19 protein-coding genes are annotated in these 22058 nt (G+C 72.1%); 7 read left to right on the plus strand and 12 right to left on the minus strand.

The window, feature by feature from the left end; genetic code table 11:
• Window positions 1-23 precede the first annotated feature (23 nt).
• The 4 genes from ACZ5XZ_RS36230 to galT form a co-directional block, all read right to left on the minus strand.
• On the minus strand, window positions 24-797 hold the full coding sequence (locus ACZ5XZ_RS36230) for a LuxR C-terminal-related transcriptional regulator (protein ID WP_468986206.1): 774 nt from the start codon (window positions 795-797) through the stop codon (window positions 24-26).
• 274 nt (window positions 798-1071) lie between these two features.
• Window positions 1072-2241, minus strand: coding sequence for a galactokinase (gene galK, locus ACZ5XZ_RS36235; RefSeq protein ID WP_468986208.1), 1170 nt, complete (start codon window positions 2239-2241; stop codon window positions 1072-1074).
• Between the two features lie 55 nt (window positions 2242-2296).
• Entirely contained in the window at window positions 2297-3271 is a 975-nt protein-coding gene (gene galE / locus ACZ5XZ_RS36240; RefSeq protein WP_468986210.1) for a UDP-glucose 4-epimerase GalE, read from the minus strand.
• A complete protein-coding gene (galT, locus tag ACZ5XZ_RS36245) occupies window positions 3268-4317 on the minus strand; it encodes a galactose-1-phosphate uridylyltransferase (protein ID WP_468986211.1) in 1050 nt (349 codons plus the stop codon). The genes galE and galT overlap by 4 nt, the downstream gene beginning before the upstream one ends.
• A 243-nt stretch (window positions 4318-4560) precedes the next feature.
• Here galT and ACZ5XZ_RS36250 point away from each other — a divergent pair, with 243 nt between their 5' ends.
• Window positions 4561-6267, plus strand: coding sequence for a sodium:solute symporter family protein (locus ACZ5XZ_RS36250; protein ID WP_468986213.1), 1707 nt, complete (start codon window positions 4561-4563; stop codon window positions 6265-6267).
• Between the two features lie 39 nt (window positions 6268-6306).
• The gene (locus ACZ5XZ_RS36255; RefSeq protein ID WP_468986214.1) at window positions 6307-6615 is read left to right on the plus strand and encodes a hypothetical protein; all 309 of its coding nucleotides are present in this window, start codon (window positions 6307-6309) and stop codon (window positions 6613-6615) included.
• 297 nt (window positions 6616-6912) lie between these two features.
• On the opposite strand, the gene ACZ5XZ_RS36260 is transcribed toward ACZ5XZ_RS36255, so the two are convergent.
• Together ACZ5XZ_RS36260 and ACZ5XZ_RS36265 are read right to left on the minus strand one after the other, a co-directional pair.
• Window positions 6913-7638: a response regulator transcription factor gene (locus tag ACZ5XZ_RS36260; RefSeq protein WP_468986215.1), complete on the minus strand. Its 726-nt coding sequence runs from the start codon at window positions 7636-7638 to the stop codon at window positions 6913-6915.
• 464 nt (window positions 7639-8102) lie between these two features.
• Window positions 8103-9902: an ABC-F family ATP-binding cassette domain-containing protein gene (locus ACZ5XZ_RS36265; RefSeq protein ID WP_468986218.1), complete on the minus strand. Its 1800-nt coding sequence runs from the start codon at window positions 9900-9902 to the stop codon at window positions 8103-8105.
• A gap of 139 nt (window positions 9903-10041) precedes the next feature.
• Between ACZ5XZ_RS36265 and ACZ5XZ_RS36270 the strand changes: the two genes are divergently transcribed.
• Together ACZ5XZ_RS36270 and ACZ5XZ_RS36275 are read left to right on the plus strand one after the other, a co-directional pair.
• Window positions 10042-10806, plus strand: coding sequence for an alpha/beta hydrolase (locus tag ACZ5XZ_RS36270; protein WP_468986221.1), 765 nt, complete (start codon window positions 10042-10044; stop codon window positions 10804-10806).
• A gap of 68 nt (window positions 10807-10874) precedes the next feature.
• On the plus strand, window positions 10875-11465 hold the full coding sequence (locus ACZ5XZ_RS36275) for a Uma2 family endonuclease (RefSeq protein WP_468986242.1): 591 nt from the start codon (window positions 10875-10877) through the stop codon (window positions 11463-11465).
• Between the two features lie 73 nt (window positions 11466-11538).
• On the opposite strand, the gene ACZ5XZ_RS36280 is transcribed toward ACZ5XZ_RS36275, so the two are convergent.
• The 6 genes from ACZ5XZ_RS36280 to rsmI all read right to left on the minus strand — a co-directional run bounded on the left by ACZ5XZ_RS36280 (window position 11539) and on the right by rsmI (window position 17170).
• Window positions 11539-12444 carry a 4-(cytidine 5'-diphospho)-2-C-methyl-D-erythritol kinase gene (locus ACZ5XZ_RS36280; RefSeq protein WP_468986223.1) on the minus strand — a complete coding sequence of 302 codons (906 nt, stop codon included), beginning with the start codon at window positions 12442-12444 and terminating at the stop codon, window positions 11539-11541.
• Window positions 12441-13319 (minus strand): 16S rRNA (adenine(1518)-N(6)/adenine(1519)-N(6))-dimethyltransferase RsmA, encoded by an 879-nt coding sequence (rsmA, locus tag ACZ5XZ_RS36285; protein WP_468986225.1) that lies wholly within the window; start codon window positions 13317-13319, stop codon window positions 12441-12443. Before rsmA ends, ACZ5XZ_RS36280 begins: the two co-directional genes overlap by 4 nt.
• A 22-nt stretch (window positions 13320-13341) precedes the next feature.
• On the minus strand, window positions 13342-14496 hold the full coding sequence (locus tag ACZ5XZ_RS36290) for a ubiquitin-like domain-containing protein (protein ID WP_468986227.1): 1155 nt from the start codon (window positions 14494-14496) through the stop codon (window positions 13342-13344).
• Between the two features lie 167 nt (window positions 14497-14663).
• Window positions 14664-15539 carry a TatD family hydrolase gene (locus tag ACZ5XZ_RS36295; protein ID WP_468986229.1) on the minus strand — a complete coding sequence of 292 codons (876 nt, stop codon included), beginning with the start codon at window positions 15537-15539 and terminating at the stop codon, window positions 14664-14666.
• 33 nt (window positions 15540-15572) lie between these two features.
• Window positions 15573-16031, minus strand: a complete 459-nt coding sequence (locus ACZ5XZ_RS36300; protein WP_468986231.1) for a hypothetical protein — start codon at window positions 16029-16031, stop codon at window positions 15573-15575.
• A 272-nt stretch (window positions 16032-16303) separates the two neighbouring features.
• Complete coding sequence (gene rsmI / locus ACZ5XZ_RS36305) at window positions 16304-17170, minus strand: 16S rRNA (cytidine(1402)-2'-O)-methyltransferase (RefSeq protein WP_468986234.1); 867 nt, start codon at window positions 17168-17170, stop codon at window positions 16304-16306.
• A gap of 82 nt (window positions 17171-17252) precedes the next feature.
• Between rsmI and ACZ5XZ_RS36310 the strand changes: the two genes are divergently transcribed.
• The 3 genes from ACZ5XZ_RS36310 (at window position 17253) to ACZ5XZ_RS36320 (ending at window position 21835) form a co-directional block, all read left to right on the plus strand.
• Window positions 17253-18992: a dolichyl-phosphate-mannose--protein mannosyltransferase gene (locus ACZ5XZ_RS36310; RefSeq protein ID WP_468986236.1), complete on the plus strand. Its 1740-nt coding sequence runs from the start codon at window positions 17253-17255 to the stop codon at window positions 18990-18992.
• Between the two features lie 188 nt (window positions 18993-19180).
• Window positions 19181-20836: a penicillin-binding transpeptidase domain-containing protein gene (locus tag ACZ5XZ_RS36315; RefSeq protein WP_468986239.1), complete on the plus strand. Its 1656-nt coding sequence runs from the start codon at window positions 19181-19183 to the stop codon at window positions 20834-20836.
• Between the two features lie 147 nt (window positions 20837-20983).
• The gene (locus ACZ5XZ_RS36320) at window positions 20984-21835 is read left to right on the plus strand and encodes an EamA family transporter (RefSeq protein WP_468986240.1); all 852 of its coding nucleotides are present in this window, start codon (window positions 20984-20986) and stop codon (window positions 21833-21835) included.
• Window positions 21836-22058: the final 223 nt, after the last annotated feature.

Here is a 22058-nt window from a genome sequence, read left to right on the forward strand (position 1 = left end):
GCCACGCCCGCTGCGCCGGGGCCTCAGGGCACCGGCACCGAGGCCGCCGCCGTTGCCTCCAGCTCGACCGGGCCCACTCCGGCCCGGCGGGCCAGTGCCACCGCCGCGAGGGTCGAGTGCACGCCGAGCTTGCCGAGCACGTTCTGCATGTGGGTACGGACCGTGTGCGGGGAGAGAAACAGCCGCTCGGCGACCGCCTTGCGCCCCAGGCCCGCCACCATGCAGCGCAGCACCTCGCGCTCACGCGGCGTCAGCGACTCCACCAGCCGCTCGCTCTCCGAGCGGTGCTTGCGGGCGGCCGTCAGCTCGCGCAGCACCCCCGTCAGCAGGGCCGGCGGCAGATGCGTTTCATCACGCAGGACGCCGCGGATCACGGCGAGCAGCCGGGAGAGCGAGCAGTCCTTGGCGACCCAGCCCGAGGCGCCGGCCTGTAGGGCGGCGGCCGCGCGGCGCGGGTCGTCGCGGTCGGCGAGGACGACCGTGCGCAGATACGGGTGGCTGGTGCGCAGGCCGGAGACGAGCGCGATGCCGTCGCGCGGGCAGCTGCGCGGGACGGCCTCGCGGGCCGGTCCCGGCGCCTGCGCGGGCACCGCCAGGAGCGGCGCGGCGAGGTCGGCGTCGGCCAGCACCACGTCGAACCGGCGGCCTTCGGTGGCCGCCCGGTCCAGATTGCGCAGGGCCGCGGGCGCGCTGCCGGCGGCCGCGACGTCCACGTCCTGTTCCGCGGCGAGCGCGGCTGCCAGGGATTCGGCGAAGATGCGGTGGTCGTCGACCACCAGAACCCGGATGCGTTGCACAGAGACCCCCTGTCTCGGTGAACGGACCATAGCGGGCACGACGCCCGGATTGAAGATCGCCTCAGCCGCACGGCCGCCGCCGTGCGGGCATGGCTACCCCCACCCGGGGCGTCGTACCCCGAAACGGTCTCGCCCCCCTGATCGGCACCGGCCCCCACCGGCGCAGGATCTCAGAGTACGGACGGGGTGCGACAAGGGAAGGTGATTGGCGAAACTGCTCCCGCGCCCGGGCCATTTGGCCGTCGCCCGTTGGCCGCACGCCGTCCGGCGCGCCCTACTTGATGCGGCGCGCTCCCGCGCTCGGGACGGCCTCGAAGATCCGCGGCGCGGTGTGCCCGGCGGCCGCGAACGCCTCGGTGACCGCCGCGCCGACGGTGGCCGCGGCCGCCTCCTCGACCAACACGATCGCCGAGCCGCCGAACCCGCCGCCGGTCATCCGGGCCCCGAGGGCGCCGGCCGCGTGGGCGGTGTCGACGGCGAGGTCGAGTTCCCGGCAGGAGATCTTGAAGTCGTCGCGGAGCGAGGCGTGGCCGGCCGTCAGCACCGGGCCGATGGCGCGGGTGCGGCCGGCGTCCAGGCAGGCGACGACCGCTTCGACGCGCTGGTTCTCGGTGACGATATGCCGTACGAGGGCCTGGACGGCGGGCTCGTCGGCCAGTTTCGCCAGCGCCTCGGGCAGTTGTGCGTAGGGCACATCACGCAGTGCGCGCACCCCGAGCGCCCGCGCACCCCGCTCACAGCCAGCGCGCCGCTCGGCGTACGCGCCGTCGCCCAGCTCGTGCTTGACCCGGGTGTCGACCACCATCAGGCGCAGCCCCTCCCCCGCCAGGTCGAAGGGGACCTGGCGCCGGGTGAGGTCACGGGTGTCCAGGAACAGCGCGTGGCCCTCGGTGCAGCAGGCCGCTGCGGTCTGGTCCATGATCCCGCAGGGGACGCCGACGAAGGCGTTCTCGGCCCGTTGGGCGAGCCGGGCCTGGTCCTGCGGGGGCAGCTGAAGGCCGTAGAGGTCGTTGAGCGCGCGGACGGTGGCGATCTCCAGGGCGGCGGACGAGGAGAGCCCGGCGCCGGTGGGCACCGTGCTGTCGTAGTGCAGGTCCGCGCCGCCGACGGGCAGCCCCTCCTCGCGCATCGCCCAGACGACGCCCGCCGGGTAGGCGGCCCAGCCCGCCTGGGGGGCCGGGCGCAGTTCGTCGATGCGCAGTTCGACGATCCCGCCGTCGGCGCCGCCGGAGTGCAGCCGCAGCACCCCGTCGGTGCGGGGTGCGGCGGCGGCGAGGGTGGTGTGCGGGAGGGCCAGCGGCATCACGAAGCCGTCGTTGTAGTCGGTGTGTTCACCGATCAGGTTGACGCGGCCGGGGGCGGCCCAGACGCCCTGGGGCTCGGTGCCGTATACCTCGCCGAAGGCCACCGCCGTCCGGGGTGCGCCGTGCGCCGTCTGTGTCACGTGGAACCTTCGTCCTTTCTGGCTGCCGCCGGGGCTCCGCCCCGCACCCGGTTTCTCAGTCGCCGGACGGGCCGGAGTGCGACTGAGCGAACGCCCAGGCGTCCGCGACGATCCCCGCGAGGTCGGCGCGGCTGGGCCGCCAGCCGAGCCGGTCGACGGCGGTCTGCGCGGAGGCCACCAGGACGGCCGGGTCGCCGCCGCGGCGCGGGGCGGTGATCTCGGGGATCGGGTGGCCGGTGACCTTGCGGACGGTCTCGATGACCTCGCGGACCGAGAAGCCGTTGCCGTTGCCGAGGTTGCAGATCAGGTGCTCGCCGGGGGTGGCCGCGTCCAGCGCCAGCAGATGCGCCTCGGCCAGGTCCGCGACGTGGATGTAGTCGCGGACGCAGGTGCCGTCGGGGGTGGGGTAGTCGTCGCCGAAGACGGAGATCGCCTCGCGCTTGCCCTGCGCGACCTGGAGGACGAGCGGGATCAGGTGCGACTCGGGGTCGTGGCGCTCGCCGCAGCTGCCGTAGGCGCCGGCGACGTTGAAGTAGCGCAGCGAGACGGCGGCCAGGCCGTGTGCCGCGGCCTCGCCGCTGATCATGTGGTCGACGGCGAGCTTGCTCGCGCCGTACGGCGAGGTCGGGGCGGTCGGGTCGGTCTCGGTGATGGGGGTGCTCACCGGCTCGCCGTAGGTCGCCGCGGTGGAGGAGAACACCAGCGTGCGGACGCCGGCGTCGCGCATGGCGGCGAGCAGGTCCATGGTGCCGCCGACGTTGTTGCGCCAGTACTTCTCGGGGTCCGTGACCGACTCGCCGACCTGCGAGAACGCGGCGAAGTGCAGCACCGCGTCGAAGGTGGCGTCGAGCCACTTGGCGGCGTCCTGGATGCGGCCCTCGATGAAGTGCGCGCCCTCGGGGACGCCCACGCGGTGCCCGGTGGACAGGTCGTCCAGCACGGTCACCTCGTGGCCGGCCTCCAGAAGATGCGCGGCGACGACGCTGCCGACATATCCCGCCCCACCCGTGACCAGGTACTTCTTGCTCACTCGCTCGCTACCTCTCGCAGTCGCTCGGCCGCGGCCTCCGGCGGCACGTCGTTGATGAACACGTTCATGCCGGATTCGGAACCCGCGAGGAACTTCAGCTTGCCGGAAGTGCGGCGAATGGTGAAAAGCTCGAGGTGGAGTGCGAAGTCCTCGCGCGCCTCGGCGTGCAGCGGCGCCTGGTGCCAGGCGGCGATGTACGGCGTCGGTGCGCCGCCGTCCGCGGTGTCGAAGATCCGGTCGAAGCGCCGCAGGACTTCCAGATAGACCTGTGGGAACTCCGTGCGCGCGGCCTCGTCGAGGGCGAGCAGGTCGGGGACCCGGCGCCGGGGGTAGAGGTGCACCTCGTAGGGCCAGTGGGCGGCGTAGGGCACGAAGGCCACCCAGTGCTCGCCTTCGAGGACGATGCGGCGGCCGTCGGCGAGCTCCTCGGCGAGGACGTCGTCGAAGAGGTTGCCCCCGGTGACCTCGCGGTGGTCGGCGAGCGCGCGCAGCATCCGCTCGGTGCGCGGGGTGGTGAAGGGGTAGGCGTAGATCTGGCCGTGCGGATGGCCGAGGGTGACGCCGATCTCCGCGCCGCGGTTTTCGAAGCAGAAGACCTGTTCCACGCCCGGGAGTTGGGAGAGCTCGGCGGTGCGGTCGGTCCAGGCCGCCAGGACCAGGGCGGCCTGCTCCTCGGTGAGGTCGGCGAAGGAGGCGTCGTGGTCGGAGGTGAAGCAGACGACCTCGCAGCGGCCGCTGCCGCCGGCGAGGGAGGGGAAGCGGTTCTCGAAGACCGCGACGTCGTAGTCGGCGGCGGGGATCTCGGAGTGCCGGCCGTCGCGGGAGGGGCACAGCGGGCACTCGTCGGCCGGGGGGTGGTAGGTGCGGGCCTGGCGGTGGGAGGCGATGGCGACGAAGTCGCCGAGGAGGCGGTCGTGGCGGATCTCGGAGGAGGTGGCGACGGGGTCGAGGGGACGCTGGTCGACGGCGTCGCGTACCGCGTCGTCGCGTGCGTCGTAGTAGATGAGCTCCCGCCCGTCCGCGAGCCGGGTCGTCGTCTTCTTCACCGGGAGCTCCTCACACACCACACGCCGACCAAACACAAACAAACACAATGAAGCACAACTAAACAGATGCGTCAACGCGGGGCCGACGCGGCCTCCGGCCCGCAGCGCACCGGGCTGCGCCGCGGCCACACCGCCCGAGCCCATCACGATCCAACAACTCAACCGAACAAAAGTATTCAGTTTCTGACCGCCCGGGCGTAGCTTTCTGTGCGTTCCGGTCGCGCAAAGAAGCGAGTACCCACCATGATCACCCTGGCCGAAGGGCTACGACTGCCCACCAACGGGCTCGACTACACGATCCTGGCCCTCTACTTCGTCGTCGTCCTCGGCATCGGATTCGCCGCCAAGCGCAGCGTGAAGACGAGCCTGGACTTCTTCCTCTCCGGACGGTCGCTGCCCGCCTGGGTCACCGGTCTGGCCTTCGTCGCCGCCAACCTCGGCGCCACCGAGATCCTCGGTATGGCCGCCAACGGCGCGCAGTACGGGGCCTACACCGTCCACTGGTACTGGATCGGCGCCATCCCCGCCATGGTCTTCCTCGGCCTGGTGATGATGCCCTTCTACTACGGCTCCAAGGTCCGCTCGGTGCCCGAGTTCCTGCTGCACCGCTTCGGCCCCTCCTCGCACCTGCTGTCGTCGGTCATCTTCGCCGTCTCCTCGGTGCTGATCGCGGGCGTGAACCTGTACGCCATGGCGATCGTGCTGGAAGCACTGCTGGGCTGGCCCGAGTGGGTCGCGATCGTCGTCGCCGGCTTCTTCGTCCTGGCGTACATCACCATCGGCGGGCTGTCCTCGGCGATCTACAACGAGGTGCTGCAGTTCTTCGTCATCCTCGCCGCGCTGATCCCGCTGACCGTCGTCGGCCTCAAGCGCGTCGGCGGCTGGGACGGGCTGACCGACTCGCTGACCTCCTCGCACGGCGACGCGTTCCTGACCGCCTGGAAGGGCACCGGCATCGGCGAGGGCAACCCGCTCGGCGCGAACTGGCTCACCATCGTCCTCGGCCTCGGCTTCGTGATGAGCTTCGGCTACTGGACCACCAACTTCGCCGAGGTGCAGCGCGCACTGTCCGCGAAGAACCTCTCCGCCGCCAAGCGCACCCCGCTGATCGCCGCCTTCCCCAAGATCTTCATACCGATGGTGGTGGTCGTACCCGGCCTGATCGCGCTGGTCATGGAGCCGACGCTGGGCAAGTCCAAGGACGGCCTGCAGTACAACGACGCCATCCCCGTGCTGATGCGCGACCTGCTGCCCAACGGCGTCCTCGGCATCGCGGTGACCGGCCTGCTCGCCGCCTTCATGGCCGGTATGGCCGCCAACGTGTCGTCCTTCAACACGGTCTTCACCAACGACATATGGGCCGCGTACCTCAAGAAGGGCCGCGAGGACGCGTACTACCTCAAGACCGGACGGGTGGTCACCGCGGTCGGTGTGCTGATCGGCATGGGCACCGCCTTCATCGCCGCGTCCTTCAGCAACATCATGAACTACCTCCAGACGCTGTTCTCCTTCTTCAACGTGCCGCTGTTCGTCGTCTTCATCATCGGCATGTTCTGGAAGCGGACCAGCGCCGCGGCCGGCTTCTGGGGACTGCTCTCCGGCACCGCGGCCGCGATGGTCAACTACTTCTGGCTCTACCAGCAGGGCGTCATCTCGATCCCCTCCGACCAGGGCGCCAACTTCGTCTCCTCGATCGTCGCCTTCGTCGTCGGCGCACTGGTGATGTTCGTGGTCACCCTGGCCACCAAGCCCAAGCCCGCCGAGTCGCTGGCCGGCCTGGTCTACGGCACCCTCCCCCAGTCGAGGCTTCGCTCGACCGGGGGGACCCCCATCCCCGGCATGGAAGAGCTCCCGGCCGAGGGCGACGACGCCTGGTACCGCAAGCCCGCCCTGCTGGGCTGGGGAGCGATCGTCCTCGCCGCCGTCTGCTACGTCCCGTTCTCCTTCTGAAGCCGCCCGCACCTGCCCGAACAGCGGAGTTGACCCACCATGAGTGACTACCAGCACGAGGTCGAGGAGCTGGAGCGCGAATCGGCGACCGCCGCGCGGCTCTTCGACCTACGGCGCATCATCGGCGGCCTGTTCGTCGTCTACGGCGTGATCGTCACCATCGCCGGCCTGATGGCCGACGACGCGGACCTGAAGAAGGCCCAGGACATCAACATCAACCTCTGGACCGGCCTGGGCATGCTCGCCCTCGGCCTGTTCTTCCTCGTCTGGCTGAAGCTGCGCCCGGCCGTCCCGCCGACAGCGGCCGAGCTGACGGACGACACCGGGGAAGACCCCTCCGGGGGCTAGGGCCTGTCCGAGGGGTCAGGGCCGGAAAGACCCCTAGGGCCTGTCCGAGGGGTCAAGGTCGGAAAGGGCCGCGGCGTCTGGTGCACTGCGTTCTCCCCCACGCCTTAAGGGCGCGGGAGGTACCCCCACCGCGAACTCCGTCTCGGCTCCTCATGTGCTCCTTGGATGCCGAGCTGCATCGCAAGGCGCCGGAGCGTCTCGATAGCGGAGCTATCGGGACGTTTCGGCAACGCCGCGAGGTGCCGTGCCAGACGCCGCGGACCCGGCCATGACCCCTCGGACAGGCCCTAGGGCCTGTCAACGCGGCGGGGGCGGGGTGCGCTCACCGGCTCCCGCCGCCGTCGCCGAGGCGCCCCGGCCGCCGCCCGCCCGGTCCAGCAGCCCGGTGCGCGCCGCCAGCGCGGCGGCCTCCAGCCGGGAGCCCACCTCCAGCTTCATCAGCACCCGCTGGACGTGCGTACGCGCGGTGCTCGGCGCGATGTCCATCCCGGCCGCGATCAACCGGGTGTCCTCGCCCTCCGCGACCCGCATCAGCACTTCCACCTCACGCGGGGTGAGCAGCTCCAGCAGCCGCGCACCCTCGTCGTCCGGCTGCGCCGCGGGGTGCAGCAGCTCTTCGAAGGCCTGCTGCAGCAGCTGCGGCGAGACCGCCGACTCCCCCGCCCGCGCCTTCATCATGGCGCGTTCCACGCCCTCGATCCGCTCGTCGTTGCGCACATACCCCGAGGCCCCGGCCGCGAAGGCGGCGGCGATACCGCGCGGGCTGGGCACCGGCCCCAGCACCACCACCGCGACCTGCGGCCGCTCCTTCTTGATCCGCACCACCGGGTCGAAGGCACCCGGCTCCGCCGGCTGGGAGGTACCCAGCAGGCACACCTCGGGCGCCCGGCTCACCACCAGGTCCGCAGCGCCGGCGCTCGGCGCGGCGGCGGCCAGCACACGGTGTCCGCGCAGCTTCAGCGCCGAGGCGAGCGCCTCCGCGAGCAGACGGTGATCGTCGACCACCATGAGCCGCACGCCCATCGAGCAACCCCTCCACTTCGGCGGCCCCGGCGCGGCCCCGGCCGGGCCGCTCGTCCCCGGGAAGCTACACGCTCAGATCGCCGAGCGCGCCCACTACCGGGGAGAAGACCCCCGGAATGCTGGAATCCCGGCCAATCGGGGCCGATTGCCGCCGTCGCGGGCCGGCCGATGGCCGCCGTTGTGGGGCGGCCGATTGCCGCCGTCGCAGGCGGCAATTGCAGCCGTCGCAGGCGGCCAACTGCCGCCGCCGCGGGCCGCGTCGGGGCCAAGGGAATACCTCCGGCCACACCCGGGAACACGCCCCCCGCCCCCGCGACCGGGGCACAGCTTGTGAGCACCTCCCGCGCCACCCCGGGGAATACCTCCCGCCCCCACCCCGTTGTGGCCCCGAAGGGGGCGCTCGCCACCCCTACGGGATGTGTTCCCCTGCCCCCTAGGGACCTCCACCCGCCCCCGGCAACCGCCTAGGCGTCCTCGGCCAGCTCCAGCCAGCGCATCTCCAACTCGTCCCGTTCGGCGGTCAGTTCGCGCAGCCGGGCGTCGAGTTCGGCGACCTTCTCGAAGTCGGTGGCGTTCTCGGCGATCTGGGCGTGGAGCTTCCCTTCCTTGTCGCCGATCTTGTCCAACTGGCGCTCGATCTTCTGCAGTTCCTTCTGGGCGGCGCGGTTGACGGCGGCGGCCTTCTTGGGGGCCGCGGCCTGCGGAGCGGGCGACGGGGTGGCGGCCTCGATGACCTTCCGGCGGCGTTCGAGGTACTCGTCCAGGCCGCGCGGGAGCATGCGGAGGGTGGCGTCTCCCAGGAGGGCCTGGACGCGGTCGGTGGTGCGCTCGATGAAGTACCGGTCGTGGCTGATGACGACGAGGGAGCCGGGCCAGCCGTCGAGCAGGTCCTCCAGCTGCGTCAGCGTCTCGATGTCCAGGTCGTTGGTCGGCTCGTCCAGGAAGAGCACGTTCGGCTCGTCCATCAGCAGCCGCAGGATCTGCAGCCTGCGCCGCTCACCGCCGGAGAGGTCGCCGACGGGCGTCCACTGCTTCTCCTTGGTGAACCCGAACTTCTCGCAGAGCTGGCCGGCCGTCATCTCCCGGCCCTTGCCCAGGTCGACGCGCTCGCGCACCCGCTGGACGGCCTCCAACACCCGCCAGTCGGGGTCGAGTTCGGACACCTCCTGGGAGAGGTAGGCGAGCTTGACGGTCTTGCCGACGGAGATGCGGCCGCCGGCCGGCTGCGCCTCGCCCTGGGTGCGGGCCGCCTCGGCCAGCGCCCGCAGCAGCGAGGTCTTGCCGGCACCGTTGACGCCGACCAGGCCGATCCGGTCGCCCGGGCCCAGCTGCCAGGTGAGGTGCTTGAGCAGGACCTTGGGGCCGGCCTGTACGGTCACGTCCTCCAGGTCGAAGACCGTCTTGCCCAGGCGGGAGTTGGCGAACTTCATCAGCTCGGCGCTGTCGCGGGGCGGCGGGACGTCCGCGATCAGTTCGTTGGCGGCCTCGATGCGGAACCGCGGCTTGCTCGTACGGGCCGGAGCGCCGCGCCTGAGCCACGCCAGCTCCTTGCGCATCAGGTTCTGCCGCTTGGCCTCCTCGCTGGCGGCGATCCGCTCCCGCTCGGCCCGCGCGAAGACATAGTCGCTGTAGCCGCCCTCGTACTCGTGCACATCGCCGCGCTGGACGTCCCACATCCGCGTGCAGACCTGGTCGAGGAACCAGCGGTCGTGGGTGACGACGACGAGCGCCGAGCGGCGCTCCTGGAGATGGCGGGCCAGCCAGGAGATGCCCTCGACGTCGAGGTGGTTGGTGGGCTCGTCGAGGACGATCAGGTCCTGCTCGGCGATCAGCAGCTTGGCCAGCGCGATGCGGCGGCGCTCACCACCGGAGAGCGGGCCGATGACGGTGTCCAGGCCCTGGGTGAAGCCGGGCATGTGCAGATCGCCGAAGAGGCCGGTCAGCACGTCGCGGATCTTGGCGTTGCCGGCCCACTCGTGGTCGGCGAGGTCGCCGATGACCTCGTGCCGGATGGTGGCGGCCGGGTCGAGGGAGTCGTGCTGGGTCAGGACGCCCAGGCGCAGGTGCCCGGCGTGGGTCACCCGGCCCTGGTCCGGGCCCTCCAGCTTGGCGAGGATCCGGATCAGGGTGGTCTTGCCGTCGCCATTGCGTCCGACGACGCCGATCCGGTCCCCTTCGTTGACGCCGAGGGAGACACCGTCGAGCAGCGCGCGCAGCGCGTACGCCTTGCTGACGGCTTCCAGATTGACGAGGTTGACGGCCATCTCACTCCTGCGCTTGGGGTCGATCGACCTTCCCAGCGTAGTCGGCGTGCGGAAACCGCCGGTCCGGAGCGCGGTTCCCCGCCCGTTGGCTAGGGCCTTTCCGACCCTGACCCATCGGACAGGCCCTAGCGTGATCACCATGACATCCGACACGGGCACGGCGGTGGAGACGGAACGCGGGCTGGTCTACGGCCCCAGCGGCAAGCGACTGGACCTCTACCGCCCGGCGGGGACACCGGGCCCGGCACCGACCGTCCTGCTCTGGCACGGCGCCGGCCCCGACGAACGGGACGTCCTCGCCCCTCTGGCGCACACCGCGGCGGCACGCGGCCTGCTGGTCCTCGTACCGGACTGGCGCTCGGACGCCGCGGACGGCGGCCGGGGGCATCTGCTGGAGTCGCTCTCCTTCGTCCGCAAAGAGGCGGGCGGGCTGGGCGGCGACGGGGAGTCGTTCGCGCTGGCCGGGTGGTCGGCGGGCGCCGGAGCCACGCTGGGCGTCGCCCTGCGGCCCGAGGTCGCCGACGGCTGGCGGCCGAGTGCGGTGGTGGGCCTCGCGGGCCGCTACGACCTGCCGGCCCGCACCACGGGCACCGCCCCACTGGCCGACCTCGCCGCGGGCCTGGCCCCAGCCGTCCCCGTCCACCTCGTCCACGGCACCCGGGACGTGGTCCTCGACGCCCGGCACTCCCGCGACCTGGCGGAGGCCCTGCGCACCGCGGGCCGCCCGGCGACCCTCCGGGAACCGGACACCGACCACGCGGGCGTGATCATGACCGAGTACGACCCGACGGCGAACCGGTGCGTCCCGACGACCGCGGGACACGCGGTGGAGGCGGGGCGGCTGGCGGCGGGGGCGCTGGCCGAGGCCGCCGGGGGCGCGGCGCGCGCTGGTCACTCTTTGTGATGACGTGATCGGGATCCGGCCGCTACCGTGGACTAGCAGGCCGAAGAATCCCACCCATGGGAGGAACCATGACCGCCGAGTCCATCGAGCAGCATCACTGGCGGATGCCCCCGTTGGACGGGTACACGGTGGACGACCTGTTCACACTGCCGGATCTCCCGCCGCACACCGAGCTGATCGACGGGAGCCTGGTCCTGGTGAGTCCGCAGCGCTACTTCCACTTCACCGCGATCGACCTGCTGGTGAGTGGCCTGCGCCGCACCCTGCCACCTCACCTCAAAGTCGCCCGAGAGATGACCGTGTTGCTAGACCGGCGCAACGGCCCCGAGCCGGATATCTCCGTCGTGAAGGCCAGCGCGAAGAAAGGACCGCGGCAGACGCACTTCAAGGGCGAGGATGTCCTGATGGCCGTCGAGGTCATCTCTCCTGAGTCCGAGTCGCGCGACCGTCATACGAAGCCGCACAAGTACGCCGCTGCAGGCATCCACCACTTCTGGCTGGTCGAGATGGCGGAGCCCGACGACCATCCGGTCATCCAGGTCTACGAGTTGGGGCAGACCACCGGCACCTACGCGCTGACCGGCATCCACCACGACCGCGTCAAGGTCAATGTGCCCTACCCCATCGACATCGACCTGACCGCCATCGACGAGCTGTAGCCGGTCCTCAGGTCACCGTCGTCAACGGCCTCCCGGCGCTGACGGCGTCAGAGCCGGGCGGTGCGGAGAGGCCCTACAGGACCGTCGCGCCCGCTGCCGGGGCCTGTGCCACCCGGGTCTGGCGGCAGGTGCCCGACCTCAGCAGGGCCGCTGCCACCTCCGTTGCCGACTGCGCGTCCTTGACCAGGAACGCGGTGGTCGGGCCCGAGCCGGAGACCAGTGCGGCCAGGGCGCCGGCGGCGGTGCCGGCTTCCAGGGTGGCGGCGAGGTCCGGGCGCAGGGAGAGCGCGGCGGGCTGCAGGTCGTTGGTGAGGGCCGCGGCGAGGGCGGTGGCGTCGCCGGATTCCAGGGCGGCGAGCAGCTCGGGGGCGGCCTCCGGCTCGGGCACGTCCGTGTCCGCGGTCAGGCGGTCGAACTCGCGGTAGACGGCCGGGGTGGACAGGCCGCCGTCGGCGACCGCGAAGACCCAGTGGAAGGTGCCGCCGACGGGGAGGGGCGTCAGCAGCTCGCCGCGGCCCTGGCCCAGGGCGGCGGCGCCGACCAGGCTGAAGGGGACGTCGCTGCCCAACTCGGCGCAGATTTCGAGGAGTTCGGCGCGGGTGGCGCCGGTGGACCAGAGGGCGTCGCAGGCCAGCAGGGCGCCGGCGGCGTCCGCGCTGCCGCCGGCCATGCCGCCGGCGACGGGGATGTCCTTGGTGATGTGGAGGTGGACGTTCGGCTCGATGCCGTGGCGGGCGGCGAGCAGTTCGGCGGCGCGGGCCGCCAGGTTCGTCCGGTCCAGCGGGATCTGGTCGACGTCGTGGCCCTCGGCGGTGATCCGCAGGGTGTCCGCCGGGGTGGCGGTGACCTCGTCGTACAGGCCGACGGCGAGGAAGACGTTGGCCAGGTCGTGGAAGCCGTCGGGGCGGGCGGCGCCGACCGCCAGCTGGACGTTGACCTTCGCGGGTACGCGTACCGTCACCGACTCCGAGGCCGTCACTTGCCCGCCCCCTTGTTCTCCGCGATCCGGGCGAACTCCTCGACGGTCAGCGCCTCGCCGCGGGCCTGCGGGGAGACCCCGGCGGCGAGCAGTGCGGCCTCGGCCGCGGCGGCGGAGCCGGCCCACCCCGCCAGCGCGGCGCGCAGCGTCTTGCGGCGCTGGGCGAAGGCGGCGTCGACGACGGCGAAGACCTCGTCGCGGGAGGCGGTCGTCTCGACCGGCTTGTCGCGGCGTACGAGGGAGACCAGGCCGGAGTCGACGTTGGGGGCGGGCCAGAAGACGTTGCGGCCGATGGCGCCGGCCCGCTTGACCTCGGCGTACCAGTTGGCCTTGACCGAGGGCACGCCGTAGACCTTGTTGCCGGGGCGGGCGGCGAGGCGGTCGGCGACCTCGGACTGGACCATGACCAGGGTGCGGTCGATGGAGGGGAAGGTGGCGAGCATGTGCAGCAGCACGGGGACCGCGACGTTGTAGGGGAGGTTGGCGACCAGCGCGGTGGGCGCGGGGCCGGGCAGCTCGGTGACGTGCATGGCGTCGCTGTGCACCAGCGCGAAGCGGTCGGCGCGGTCGGGCATCCGGGCCGCGACGGTGGCCGGCAGCGCGGCGGCCAGCACCTCGTCGATCTCGACGGCGGTGACCCGGTCGGCGACCTCCAGCAGCGCCAGCGTCAGCGAGCCCAGGCCCGGGCCGATCTCGACGACGACGTCGTCGGGCCGGACGTCGGCGGTCCGCACGATGCGGCGGACGGTGTTCGCGTCGATGACGAAGTTCTGGCCGCGCTGCTTGGTGGGACGTACGCCCAGCCTGGCGGCCAGCTCACGGATGTCGGCGGGGCCCAGGAGGGGGCCGGAATCGTCGGTGGTGCTCTTGCTCATGCCAGGGCCTCGCTGCGCTCGTTCACCCGTGAAGCTTACGGCCGCACAGCGGCCAGGGGCTCGCCCCCCGGCTGATGTAGAGCTTCTTGGCCCGGAAGGTCTGCTCCTGGGCCGGGGCGTCCTGGGGGCGGCCGCTGCCGCCGAGGGCGTGCCAGGTGCCGACGTCGAACTGGTAGAGCCCGCCGTAGGTGCCCGAGGCGTCGACGGCGTCGGGGCGGCCGCCGGCCTCGCACTGCGCCAGGGCGTCCCAGGCGAGGTGGTCGGTGCCGCTCACCGAGGCGGGCAGTTCCTTGGTGCCGATGTGCACGATCTGCGGGCGGGGGGCGCGTACGACCTCGGTGTGCGTCCGCTTCGGTTTCTGTTTGACGCCGTTGACGGTGCGCAGCCGGTAGGTGACCCGCCGCACGCCGGGGCGCCCCTGCCGGACGACCGCTTCGGTGCCGCGGGTCAGCGACGCGTCGGCCCGTTTGACCGTCCGGAAGGCGATGGGCTCCTCGCGGACCTTCTTGGAGCCGGTGATGCGCAGGACGGAGACGGTCTGGCCCTCGCGCGGGAAGCTGTCCGGCGGCACCGAGGTGGTGTCCTGGTCGCGCAGTGCGAGACCGGCCTCCGCCAGGGCCTCGCGGACGGTGGCGGCGTTGGTGCGCACCCGGTGTTCGCGGCCGTCGGCGACGAAGACCACGGAGCGTTCGGTGCGGACCGCCAGCTCCATGCCGTGCCGCTCGATGCGCCGGGAGCGGGAGGCCGACAGATGGGCGCCCTCGGCGCGTACGCCGAGCTGGCGGAGCGCGCCGTCGACGGTGTCCTCGGTGGTCCACACCTGGTGGCGCTGTCCGTCGACGGTGAGGACGACGGGCCGGCCGTGCCGGACGTGGATCTCGTCGCCGCTGGTCAGCTCGGTGCCGGGGGCGGGCGCGACGATGTCGTGGGCGCCGATGTCGAGCTGTTCGTCGGCCAGCAGGTCGTCGACGTCGTCGGCGAAGGTGTGCAGGGTGCGGGGGGTGCCGTCGACGCTGAGCCGGACCGCCTTGTCGTGCGCGATGAAGGCGGTGGTGCCGCCGGCGAGGAAGGCCACGACCAGGGCCCGGGGCAGTACCCGGCGCAGCGCTTCGGGGGGTTCGGCGCGGCGCCTGCGACGGCCGCGCGCGGCGCGGTGGCTGCTTGGTGACTGACTCACGGCGCGCTCCACATGCCCGGATGCGGTTGACGGCCGGAATGTAGCGGAGAGGCGGTGACTCTCCAAAGTCGATCAGTTACGCGAAGTAGTCAATTCGGGGTACCCCGGATGGCCGTGTGCCGAGGTGGGTGGGCCGTCGGGAGCCGCCCGGCCCACCCCCCTTGGGCTCAGTAGCCGAAGGCGCGCGCCGTGTTCGCGGCGATCGCGGTGGCCAGTGCGTCCTCCGTCAGCCCCTTGACCTCGGCCATCGCCCGCAGGGTGACCGGAATGAGGTACGGGGCGTTGGCCCGTCCGCGGTACGGCGCGGGGGTGAGGAAGGGGGCGTCGGTCTCCACGAGGACCAGCTCGGGCGGGGCGACGGCGAGCGCGTCCCGCAGCGGCTGGGCGTTTTTGAAGGTGACGTTGCCGGCGAAGGACATGAAGTAGCCGGCCGCGGCGCAGACCTCGGCCATCGCGGCGTCGCCGGAGTAGCAGTGGAAGACGGTCCGCTCGGGTGCGCCTTCCTCGCGCAGGATCCGCAGCACGTCGTCGTGGGCCTCGCGGTCGTGGATGACCAGGGCCTTGCCGTGCCGCTTGGCGATCTCGATGTGGGCGCGGAAGGACCGCTCCTGGGCGGCCATGCCTTCGGGTCCGGTGCGGAAGTAGTCCAGGCCGGTCTCGCCGACGCCGCGGACCTGCGGGAGCCCGGCCAGCTTGTCGATCTCGGCGAGCGCGGCGTCCAGGGCGCCGTCCCCGCCGGCTTCCCGGGCGCCCTGTCGCGACCAGCCGTCGGGGTCGCCGAGGACGATGCGGGGCGCTTCGTTGGGGTGCAGGGCGACGGTGGCGTGCACCGCGTCGTACTGTGCGGCCGTCTCGGCGGCCCACTGTGAGCCCTTGATGTCGCAGCCCACCTGGACGACGGTGGTCACCCCGACGGAGGCGGCCTTGGCGAGGGCTTCCTCGACGGTGGTGTCCTGCATGTCCAGGTGGGTGTGCGAGTCCGCGACCGCCACCCGAAGCGGTTCGGGCAGCGGCGGCGGGGTGTTCTTGTCCTGCGTGGCCATGGCCGCGATCCTACGAGGGCCGCGGCCGGGACCTCACCTGCGGTGGTGCTGGAAGGGGTGCAGCAGGTCGGAGAGGTGCCAGTGGTGCTTGCCGGCCTCCGGGGCGTCCTCGGCGGTGCTGCCGGTGCGCTCCTTGGGGGCCGCCTTCTTCTTCCCGTTCTTCTCGCCGGCGGGCTGGCGCTGGTGCATGTTCGCGATCGCGTCGGAGACCATCGATACCTGGCCGGAGCGCATGATGCGTACGACGTTGGTTCCGCAGTTCAGGCAGGTGGGGCGGGTCAGCGGGGAGGGCACCCGCTCGCCGTCCGCGTAGTAGACGACGTGCTGTTCGCCCTTGCCGTCGACCTGGTGGACTATCTCGTACGCCTGCTCCCAGCCGTACCCGCACTTCATGCAGGCGAAGGAGTAGGCCTCGTGCGCGGCCGGCTCGGGCCGGGGCCCGGGGGTGACGGGGCTGGTGGTGACACCAATGGCCTTGGCGATCTCGCTCATGCCGAAACCTCGCTTCGCTCGGCCTCGCACTCGCTCGGCGCGCACCTCTGGATGATTCGCTCTCTACGCTCGCTCATTGCGCTCCTCTTGTCCGCTGGACAAGGCGTCCGGGAACCGTTCGTCCCATCCCCCAGTGGACGCCTTTCCCGGCCGAAACGCATCGGATCGTGGACCCTATTGGCCCAGATTTGGCAGTAGGCATATAAAAGGTCCGAGCGCGCCGCCCTTCGCTTTACCTTTCAGGGCAGTCATTTACCTTCCGAAGGGTCGGTTCACCCCTCTGATGTGGGCGTTTTCATAGCGTTCTTCGCCGCGACCACCGCATCGAAGACCTCCCGCTTGGGCAGCCCGGCCTCCGCGGCGACCGCCGCGATGGCCTCCTTGCGCCGCTCCCCGGCCTCCTCGCGCACCCGCACCCGGCGCACCAGCTCCCCGGCGTCCAGCTCCTCGGGTCCGCTCTCGGGGGCGCCCTCCACGACGACGGTGATCTCGCCGCGTACGCCCTCGGCCGCCCAGGACGCCAGCTCGCCCAGCGGGCCGCGCTTGACCTCCTCGTAGGTCTTGGTCAGTTCGCGGCAGACCGCGGCGCGGCGCTCGGCGCCGAAGATCTCGGCCATCGCGGCGAGGGTGTCGTCCAGCCGGTGCGGCGCCTCGAAGTAGACCAGGGTGCGCCGCTCGCCTTCGACCTCGCGCAGCCGGGAGCGCCGCTCGCCGGCCTTGCGGGGCAGGAAGCCCTCGAAGCAGAAGCGGTCCACCGGCAGGCCGGAGACGGCCAGGGCGGTGAGCACCGCGCTGGGGCCCGGTACGGCGGTGACCTTGATGCCGCGTTCGACGGCCGCGGCGACCAGGCGGTAGCCGGGGTCGGAGACCGAGGGCATCCCGGCGTCGGTGACCAGCAGCACCCGTGCGCCGCCGGACAGCGCATCGGCCAGCTCGGGTGTTCTGGCCGCCTCGTTGCCCTCGAAGTACGACACGATGCGGCCGGCCGGTGTCACCTCCAGCGCCTGGGTCAGCCGGCGCAGCCGGCGGGTGTCCTCGGCGGCGATCACGTCGGCGGCCGCCAGTTCGGTGGCGAGCCGCGGCGGCGCGTCCGCGATCTCGCCGATGGGCGTCCCTGCAAGTACCAGCGTTCCAGTCACCCGCCCATCCTCCCAGGACGCGCCGGTCCGGTCGGCATCACCGGGTGGCGCTCCGCGCCGGTCCACAGGGCCCTTCCCTACGATGGGCCGGGTGACGAGTGACACCACCGCGGCCGACGCCGCCGCGCACCGCGCCCCGGAGCCGGCCCAGGCGCCCCCCGTGTGGCAGCGGCGGCTGCGCCGCTTCGGGTATCCGGCCCGCCCGCAGGCCGACGTCCGGACCCGGCTGGTGCCCGGCTTCCCGGAGCCGGGCGGCCGGCTGTGGGCGGTGTTCGGCGCGGGCCCGAGCGCCGCGGCCAGGCTCACCCGCTGGGCGGGCTGGGCCGGTCCGCTGCTGGTGGCGCTGGTCGCGGGGGGCTTGCGGTTCTGGAACCTCGGCAGCCCGCGGAAGGTGATATTCGACGAGACGTACTACCCCAAGGACGCCTGGTCGCTGCTGCAGTACGGCTACGAGGGCACCTGGGCCAAGACCGCCAATGACGCGCTGGTCGCCCATCCGCCGCAGATCATGCTCTCGCCGGAGCACTCCTATGTCGTGCACCCGCCGATGGGCAAGTGGCTGATCGCGCTCGGCGAGTGGGCGTTCGGGATGAACCCGTTCGGCTGGCGGTTCACGGTGGCGCTGCTGGGCACTCTGTCGGTGCTGCTGATCTGCCGTATCGGGCGGCGGCTGATGCGGTCCACGGCGCTGGGCTGCCTGGCGGGCGCCCTGCTCGCGGTGGACGGGCTGCACTTCGTCATGAGCCGCACCGCCCTGCTCGATCTGATCGTGATGTTCTGGGTGGTGGCCGCGTTCGGCTGCCTGCTGGTGGACCGGGACCGCAGCCGGGGCCGGCTGGCGGCGGCGCTGCCGACCGGGCCGGACGGGGTGGCGCGGCCGGAGGACTCCGTCGGCGACCGGCTGCGGCTGGGGTGGCGGCCCTGGCGGATCGCGGCCGGGCTGTGCCTGGGCCTGTCCGCCGCCACGAAGTGGAACGGTCTGTACTTCCTCGCGGCGTTCGCCCTGATGTCGGTGCTGTGGGATGTCGCGGCCCGGCGTACGGCCGGTGCCCGCCACCCCTTCCGTTCGGCCCTGCGCCGCGACGTCCTGCCCGCGTTCGGCTCGACGGTCGTGGTCGCCCTCGCCGCCTACCTCGCGTCGTGGTCGGGCTGGATCGCCACCAAGGGCGGCTACTACCGCGACTGGGCGACCTCCCCCGAGGGCCGGCTGGGCGGCTGGACCTGGTTGCCGGACTGGCTGCGCAGCCTGTGGCACTACCAGACCGAGGTCTACAACTTCCACACCGGACTGACCACCCCGCACACCTACCAGTCCAACCCCTTCAGCTGGCTGGTCCTGGGCCGCCCGGTGTCGTACTTCTACGAGGACCCCAAGGCCGGCCAGGACGGCTGCACCGCGGCCGAGGGCTGCGCCCGCGAGGTGTTGGCGCTGGGCACCCCGCTGCTGTGGTGGGCGTCCTGCTTCGCACTGCTGTACGTGCTCTACCGCTGGCTGTTCAAGCGGGACTGGCGGGCCGGCGCCATCGCCTGCGCCGTCGCGGCCGGCTATCTGCCCTGGTTCCTCTACCAGGAACGGACGATCTTCCTCTTCTACGCGGTGGTGTTCGTCCCGTTCCTGTGTCTGGCGCTGGCGATGATGATCGGCGCGATCATCGGCCCGCCGGGTTCGACGGAGCGCCGCCGCACCATCGGTGCGGTGGGCGCCGGCGTCCTGGCGCTCCTGATCGTCTGGAACTTCATCTACTTCTATCCGCTTTATACGGGCATGCCGATCCCCAAGTCGGCCTGGCACCACCGGATGTGGTTCGACAGCTGGGTCTGAGCGAAGGGCCGCGCGGGGCCGGGCGCGGGTCACGGGAAGAGTTCGACAATTCCGTAACAGCCCTACAACAGCGCGTCACCGGACCGTGCCCGGATCGAGACTCGGCGATTTCCCCGTGTCCCTTAGAGTGCGATGCACGTTCTTGTGTGCGTATTCAAGGACGAGACTCCTGGGAGGGGATCGGTGGCATGCGCCGTGAGGTGAGGTACGGGCTGATCGGCGGATCGGTGGCCCTGGTGGCGGGAGTCGTGGGCGGTCTGACGCTGTTCGGCGGTTCGGACGACGCGTCCCCGCAGGAGGTCAGGTCGGCGGACGCCAAGCCGGGCGACTCCGGGCCCAAGGTTCCGACCGGTCCGCTGTCGGCCAAGGAGGTGCAGACGGCGGGGCAGGAGTTCCTGACCGCCTGGCAGTCCGGCGACGCGGCGAAGGCAGCCGGGCTGACGGACAGCCCCCAGGAGGCCCAGAGCGCGCTCGCGGCCTTCAGCAAGCAGGCGAAGTTCTCGAAGGTGACGGTGACGCCGGGCACCCCGGCCGGCGACAAGGTCCCGTACACCGTCACCACCCAGATCGACTACAAGGGCACCAAGGCGGCCTACTCGTACCGCACGTCGGCGACCGTGCAGCGCGACAAGACCACCGGTGAGCCGCGGATCGCCTGGCGGCCGACGGTGCTGCACCCGGACCTGGCCAAGGGCGACGAGCTGCGCACGGGCGAGGCCGAGGCGCCCCCCATCAAGGCCGTGGACCGCAACGGCAAGGAGCTGACCCCCAAGGCGCATCCGACGCTGGCCGGGGTGCTGGACAGCCTGCGCGACAAGTACGGCGACAAGACCGGCGGCAAGCCCGGCGTGGAGCTGTTCATCCACCGCGCCAAGAGCGCCAAGCCGGCCGAGCAGCAGCCCGACAAGACGCTGAAGGTGCTCTCCAAGGGCACCCCCGGCACCCTCAAGACCACCCTGGACGCCACGCTGCAGTCGGCGGCCGAGCGGGCGGTCAGGGGCAAGAAGTCCGCGGCCGCCGCGGCCGTCAAGCCCAGCACCGGCGAGATCCTGGCGATCGCCAACGCCCCGGAGAAGGGCTTCAACCTCGCCACCCAGGGGTCGCTGGCCCCCGGCTCCACGATGAAGATCGTGACGTCGGCGATGCTGATCGACAAGGGCATGACCGCGCCGGGCAAGTCGCACCCGTGCCCCAAGTACGTCACCGTCGGCGGCTGGAAGTTCCAGAACCTCGACAAGTCCGAGATCAAGTCCGGCACCTTCGCGCAGAGCTTCGCGGCGTCCTGCAACAACGCCTTCATCTCGCAGGCGGAGAAGCTGAAGAACGACGACCTGACGAAGGAGGCCCGGGACGTCTTCGGCATCGGCCTGAACTGGCAGACCGGCATCCCGACCTTCGACGGCGCGGTGCCGGTGCAGCAGGACGCGCAGATGGCGGCCTCGCTGATCGGTCAGGGCGGGGTGCGGATGAACCCGCTCAACGTCGCCACGCTCGCCGCGACGGTCCGCGCCGGCTCCTTCCACCAGCCGTACATCGTCTCGCCGTCGCTGGACAACCGGACGCTCGCCAGGGCCGCCCGGACGATGAAGCCGGGCACCGCCGCCGCCCTGAAGTCGCTGATGAAGCTGACCGCGACGTCCGGTACGGCCGCCCAGGCGATGTCCGGCGTCGGCGGTGACATCGGCGCCAAGACCGGCTCCGCCGAGGTCGACGGCCAGAAGAAGCCCAACGCCTGGTTCACCGCCTACCGCGACGACCTCGCCGCGGCGGCCGTCGTCCCGGCCAGCGGCCACGGCGGCTCCAACGCGGGCCCGGTGGTCCGCGCCATCCTCACCGCGAACTGAGCGACGGCGGGGGACCCCCGGGCCCCCGCCTCGTCCCCTCGGCTGGAAACCGCTTCGCATGGCCCGTACACCTTTCGCTAGCGTGCGGGCCATGACCGTTTCCGCTTCCCCCGCACCGCAGACCACCGACGTGCGCGAGCACGCCGAGTGACCCCGCTCGTCGTCGCGGCCGTCCTGCTGGCCGCCGTCACCCACGCCAGTTGGAACGCCATCGCGCACGGCATACGCGACCAGCTGCTGGCCTTCACACTGGTCGGCGGCGGCGGTGCCGTCTGCGGCGCCGCCCTGGCCGGCTTCACCCCGCTGCCCGCCGCCGGCGCCTGGCCCTTCCTGCTGGCGTCCGCCGTACTGCACGTCGTCTACCAGGCACTGCTCATGCGGTCGTTCCAGCTGGGCGACTTCGGGCAGATGTACCCCATCGCCCGCGGCACCGCCCCCCTGGTCGTCACCGTCCTCGCGGCCGTCTTCGTCCACGAGATCCCCGACGGCTGGGCGCTGGCCGGTGTGGCGCTGGCCTCCGTGGGGCTGGTCGGCGTGGCCCTGTGGGGCATCCGCGGCTCGGGCGCCCGACCCCACTGGCCCGCCCTCGTCGCCGCCCTCGCCACCGGCCTGTCCATCGCCGCCTACACCACCGTCGACGGCCTCGGCGTACGCGCCTCCGGCACCCCCCTCGGCTACATCGCCTGGCTGATGATCCTCGAAGGCCTCGCCATCCCCGCCTACGCGCTCGCCACCCGCCGCCGGCGGCTCCTCGCCGAGCTGCGCCCCATCGCCGTACGGGGCCTGGCCGGCGGCGTCCTGTCGGTCTTCGCCTACGGCCTGGTGCTGTGGGCCCAGACCCGCGCCGCCCTGGCCCCCATCGCCGCCCTGCGCGAGTCCTCCATCATCGTCGGCGCCGCCATCGGCGCCCTGTTCTTCAAGGAGCGCTTCGGCGCACCGCGGATCGCCGCGGCGGGGCTGATGGTCATCGGGATCGGGCTGATGCTCCACGCGGGGTGAGCTGCTTCCCACGTTGCCGGGTTTCCCGCCGTGTCTCTTCTGTGCGTTGTTGCCCGCCTTCGGCGGGAGCGGAAGGGTTGTGGGGTGGGGCCCCGGGTTGGTGGTGGGTGCCGGTGGCGCGGGGGGGGGGGGGGGGGGGGGGGGGGGGGGGGGGGGGGGGGGGGGGGGGGGGCACGCCCCCCCCCCCCCCCCCCCCCCCCCCCCCCCCCCAACCAACCCACCC

The sequence above is a fragment of the Streptomyces sp. NPDC033270 genome (assembly GCF_055576575.1).

Excerpts from the sequence above, each read along its gene's own strand:
- ACZ5XZ_RS36250 (WP_468986213.1), top strand. The coding sequence starts at position 4,561 with ATGATCACCCTGGCCGAAGGGCTACGACTGCCCACCAACGGGCTCGAC.
- ACZ5XZ_RS36255 (WP_468986214.1), top strand. The coding sequence starts at position 6,307 with ATGAGTGACTACCAGCACGAGGTCGAGGAGCTGGAGCGCGAATCGGCG.
- ACZ5XZ_RS36260 (WP_468986215.1), bottom strand. The coding sequence starts at position 7,638 with ATGGGCGTGCGGCTCATGGTGGTCGACGATCACCGTCTGCTCGCGGAG.
- ACZ5XZ_RS36265 (WP_468986218.1), bottom strand. The coding sequence starts at position 9,902 with ATGGCCGTCAACCTCGTCAATCTGGAAGCCGTCAGCAAGGCGTACGCG.
- ACZ5XZ_RS36270 (WP_468986221.1), top strand. The coding sequence starts at position 10,042 with ATGACATCCGACACGGGCACGGCGGTGGAGACGGAACGCGGGCTGGTC.
- ACZ5XZ_RS36275 (WP_468986242.1), top strand. The coding sequence starts at position 10,875 with ATGACCGCCGAGTCCATCGAGCAGCATCACTGGCGGATGCCCCCGTTG.
- rsmA (WP_468986225.1), bottom strand. The coding sequence starts at position 13,319 with ATGAGCAAGAGCACCACCGACGATTCCGGCCCCCTCCTGGGCCCCGCC.
- ACZ5XZ_RS36295 (WP_468986229.1), bottom strand. The coding sequence starts at position 15,539 with ATGGCCACGCAGGACAAGAACACCCCGCCGCCGCTGCCCGAACCGCTT.
- ACZ5XZ_RS36300 (WP_468986231.1), bottom strand. The coding sequence starts at position 16,031 with ATGAGCGAGATCGCCAAGGCCATTGGTGTCACCACCAGCCCCGTCACC.
- ACZ5XZ_RS36310 (WP_468986236.1), top strand. The coding sequence starts at position 17,253 with ATGGGCCGGGTGACGAGTGACACCACCGCGGCCGACGCCGCCGCGCAC.
- ACZ5XZ_RS36315 (WP_468986239.1), top strand. The coding sequence starts at position 19,181 with ATGCGCCGTGAGGTGAGGTACGGGCTGATCGGCGGATCGGTGGCCCTG.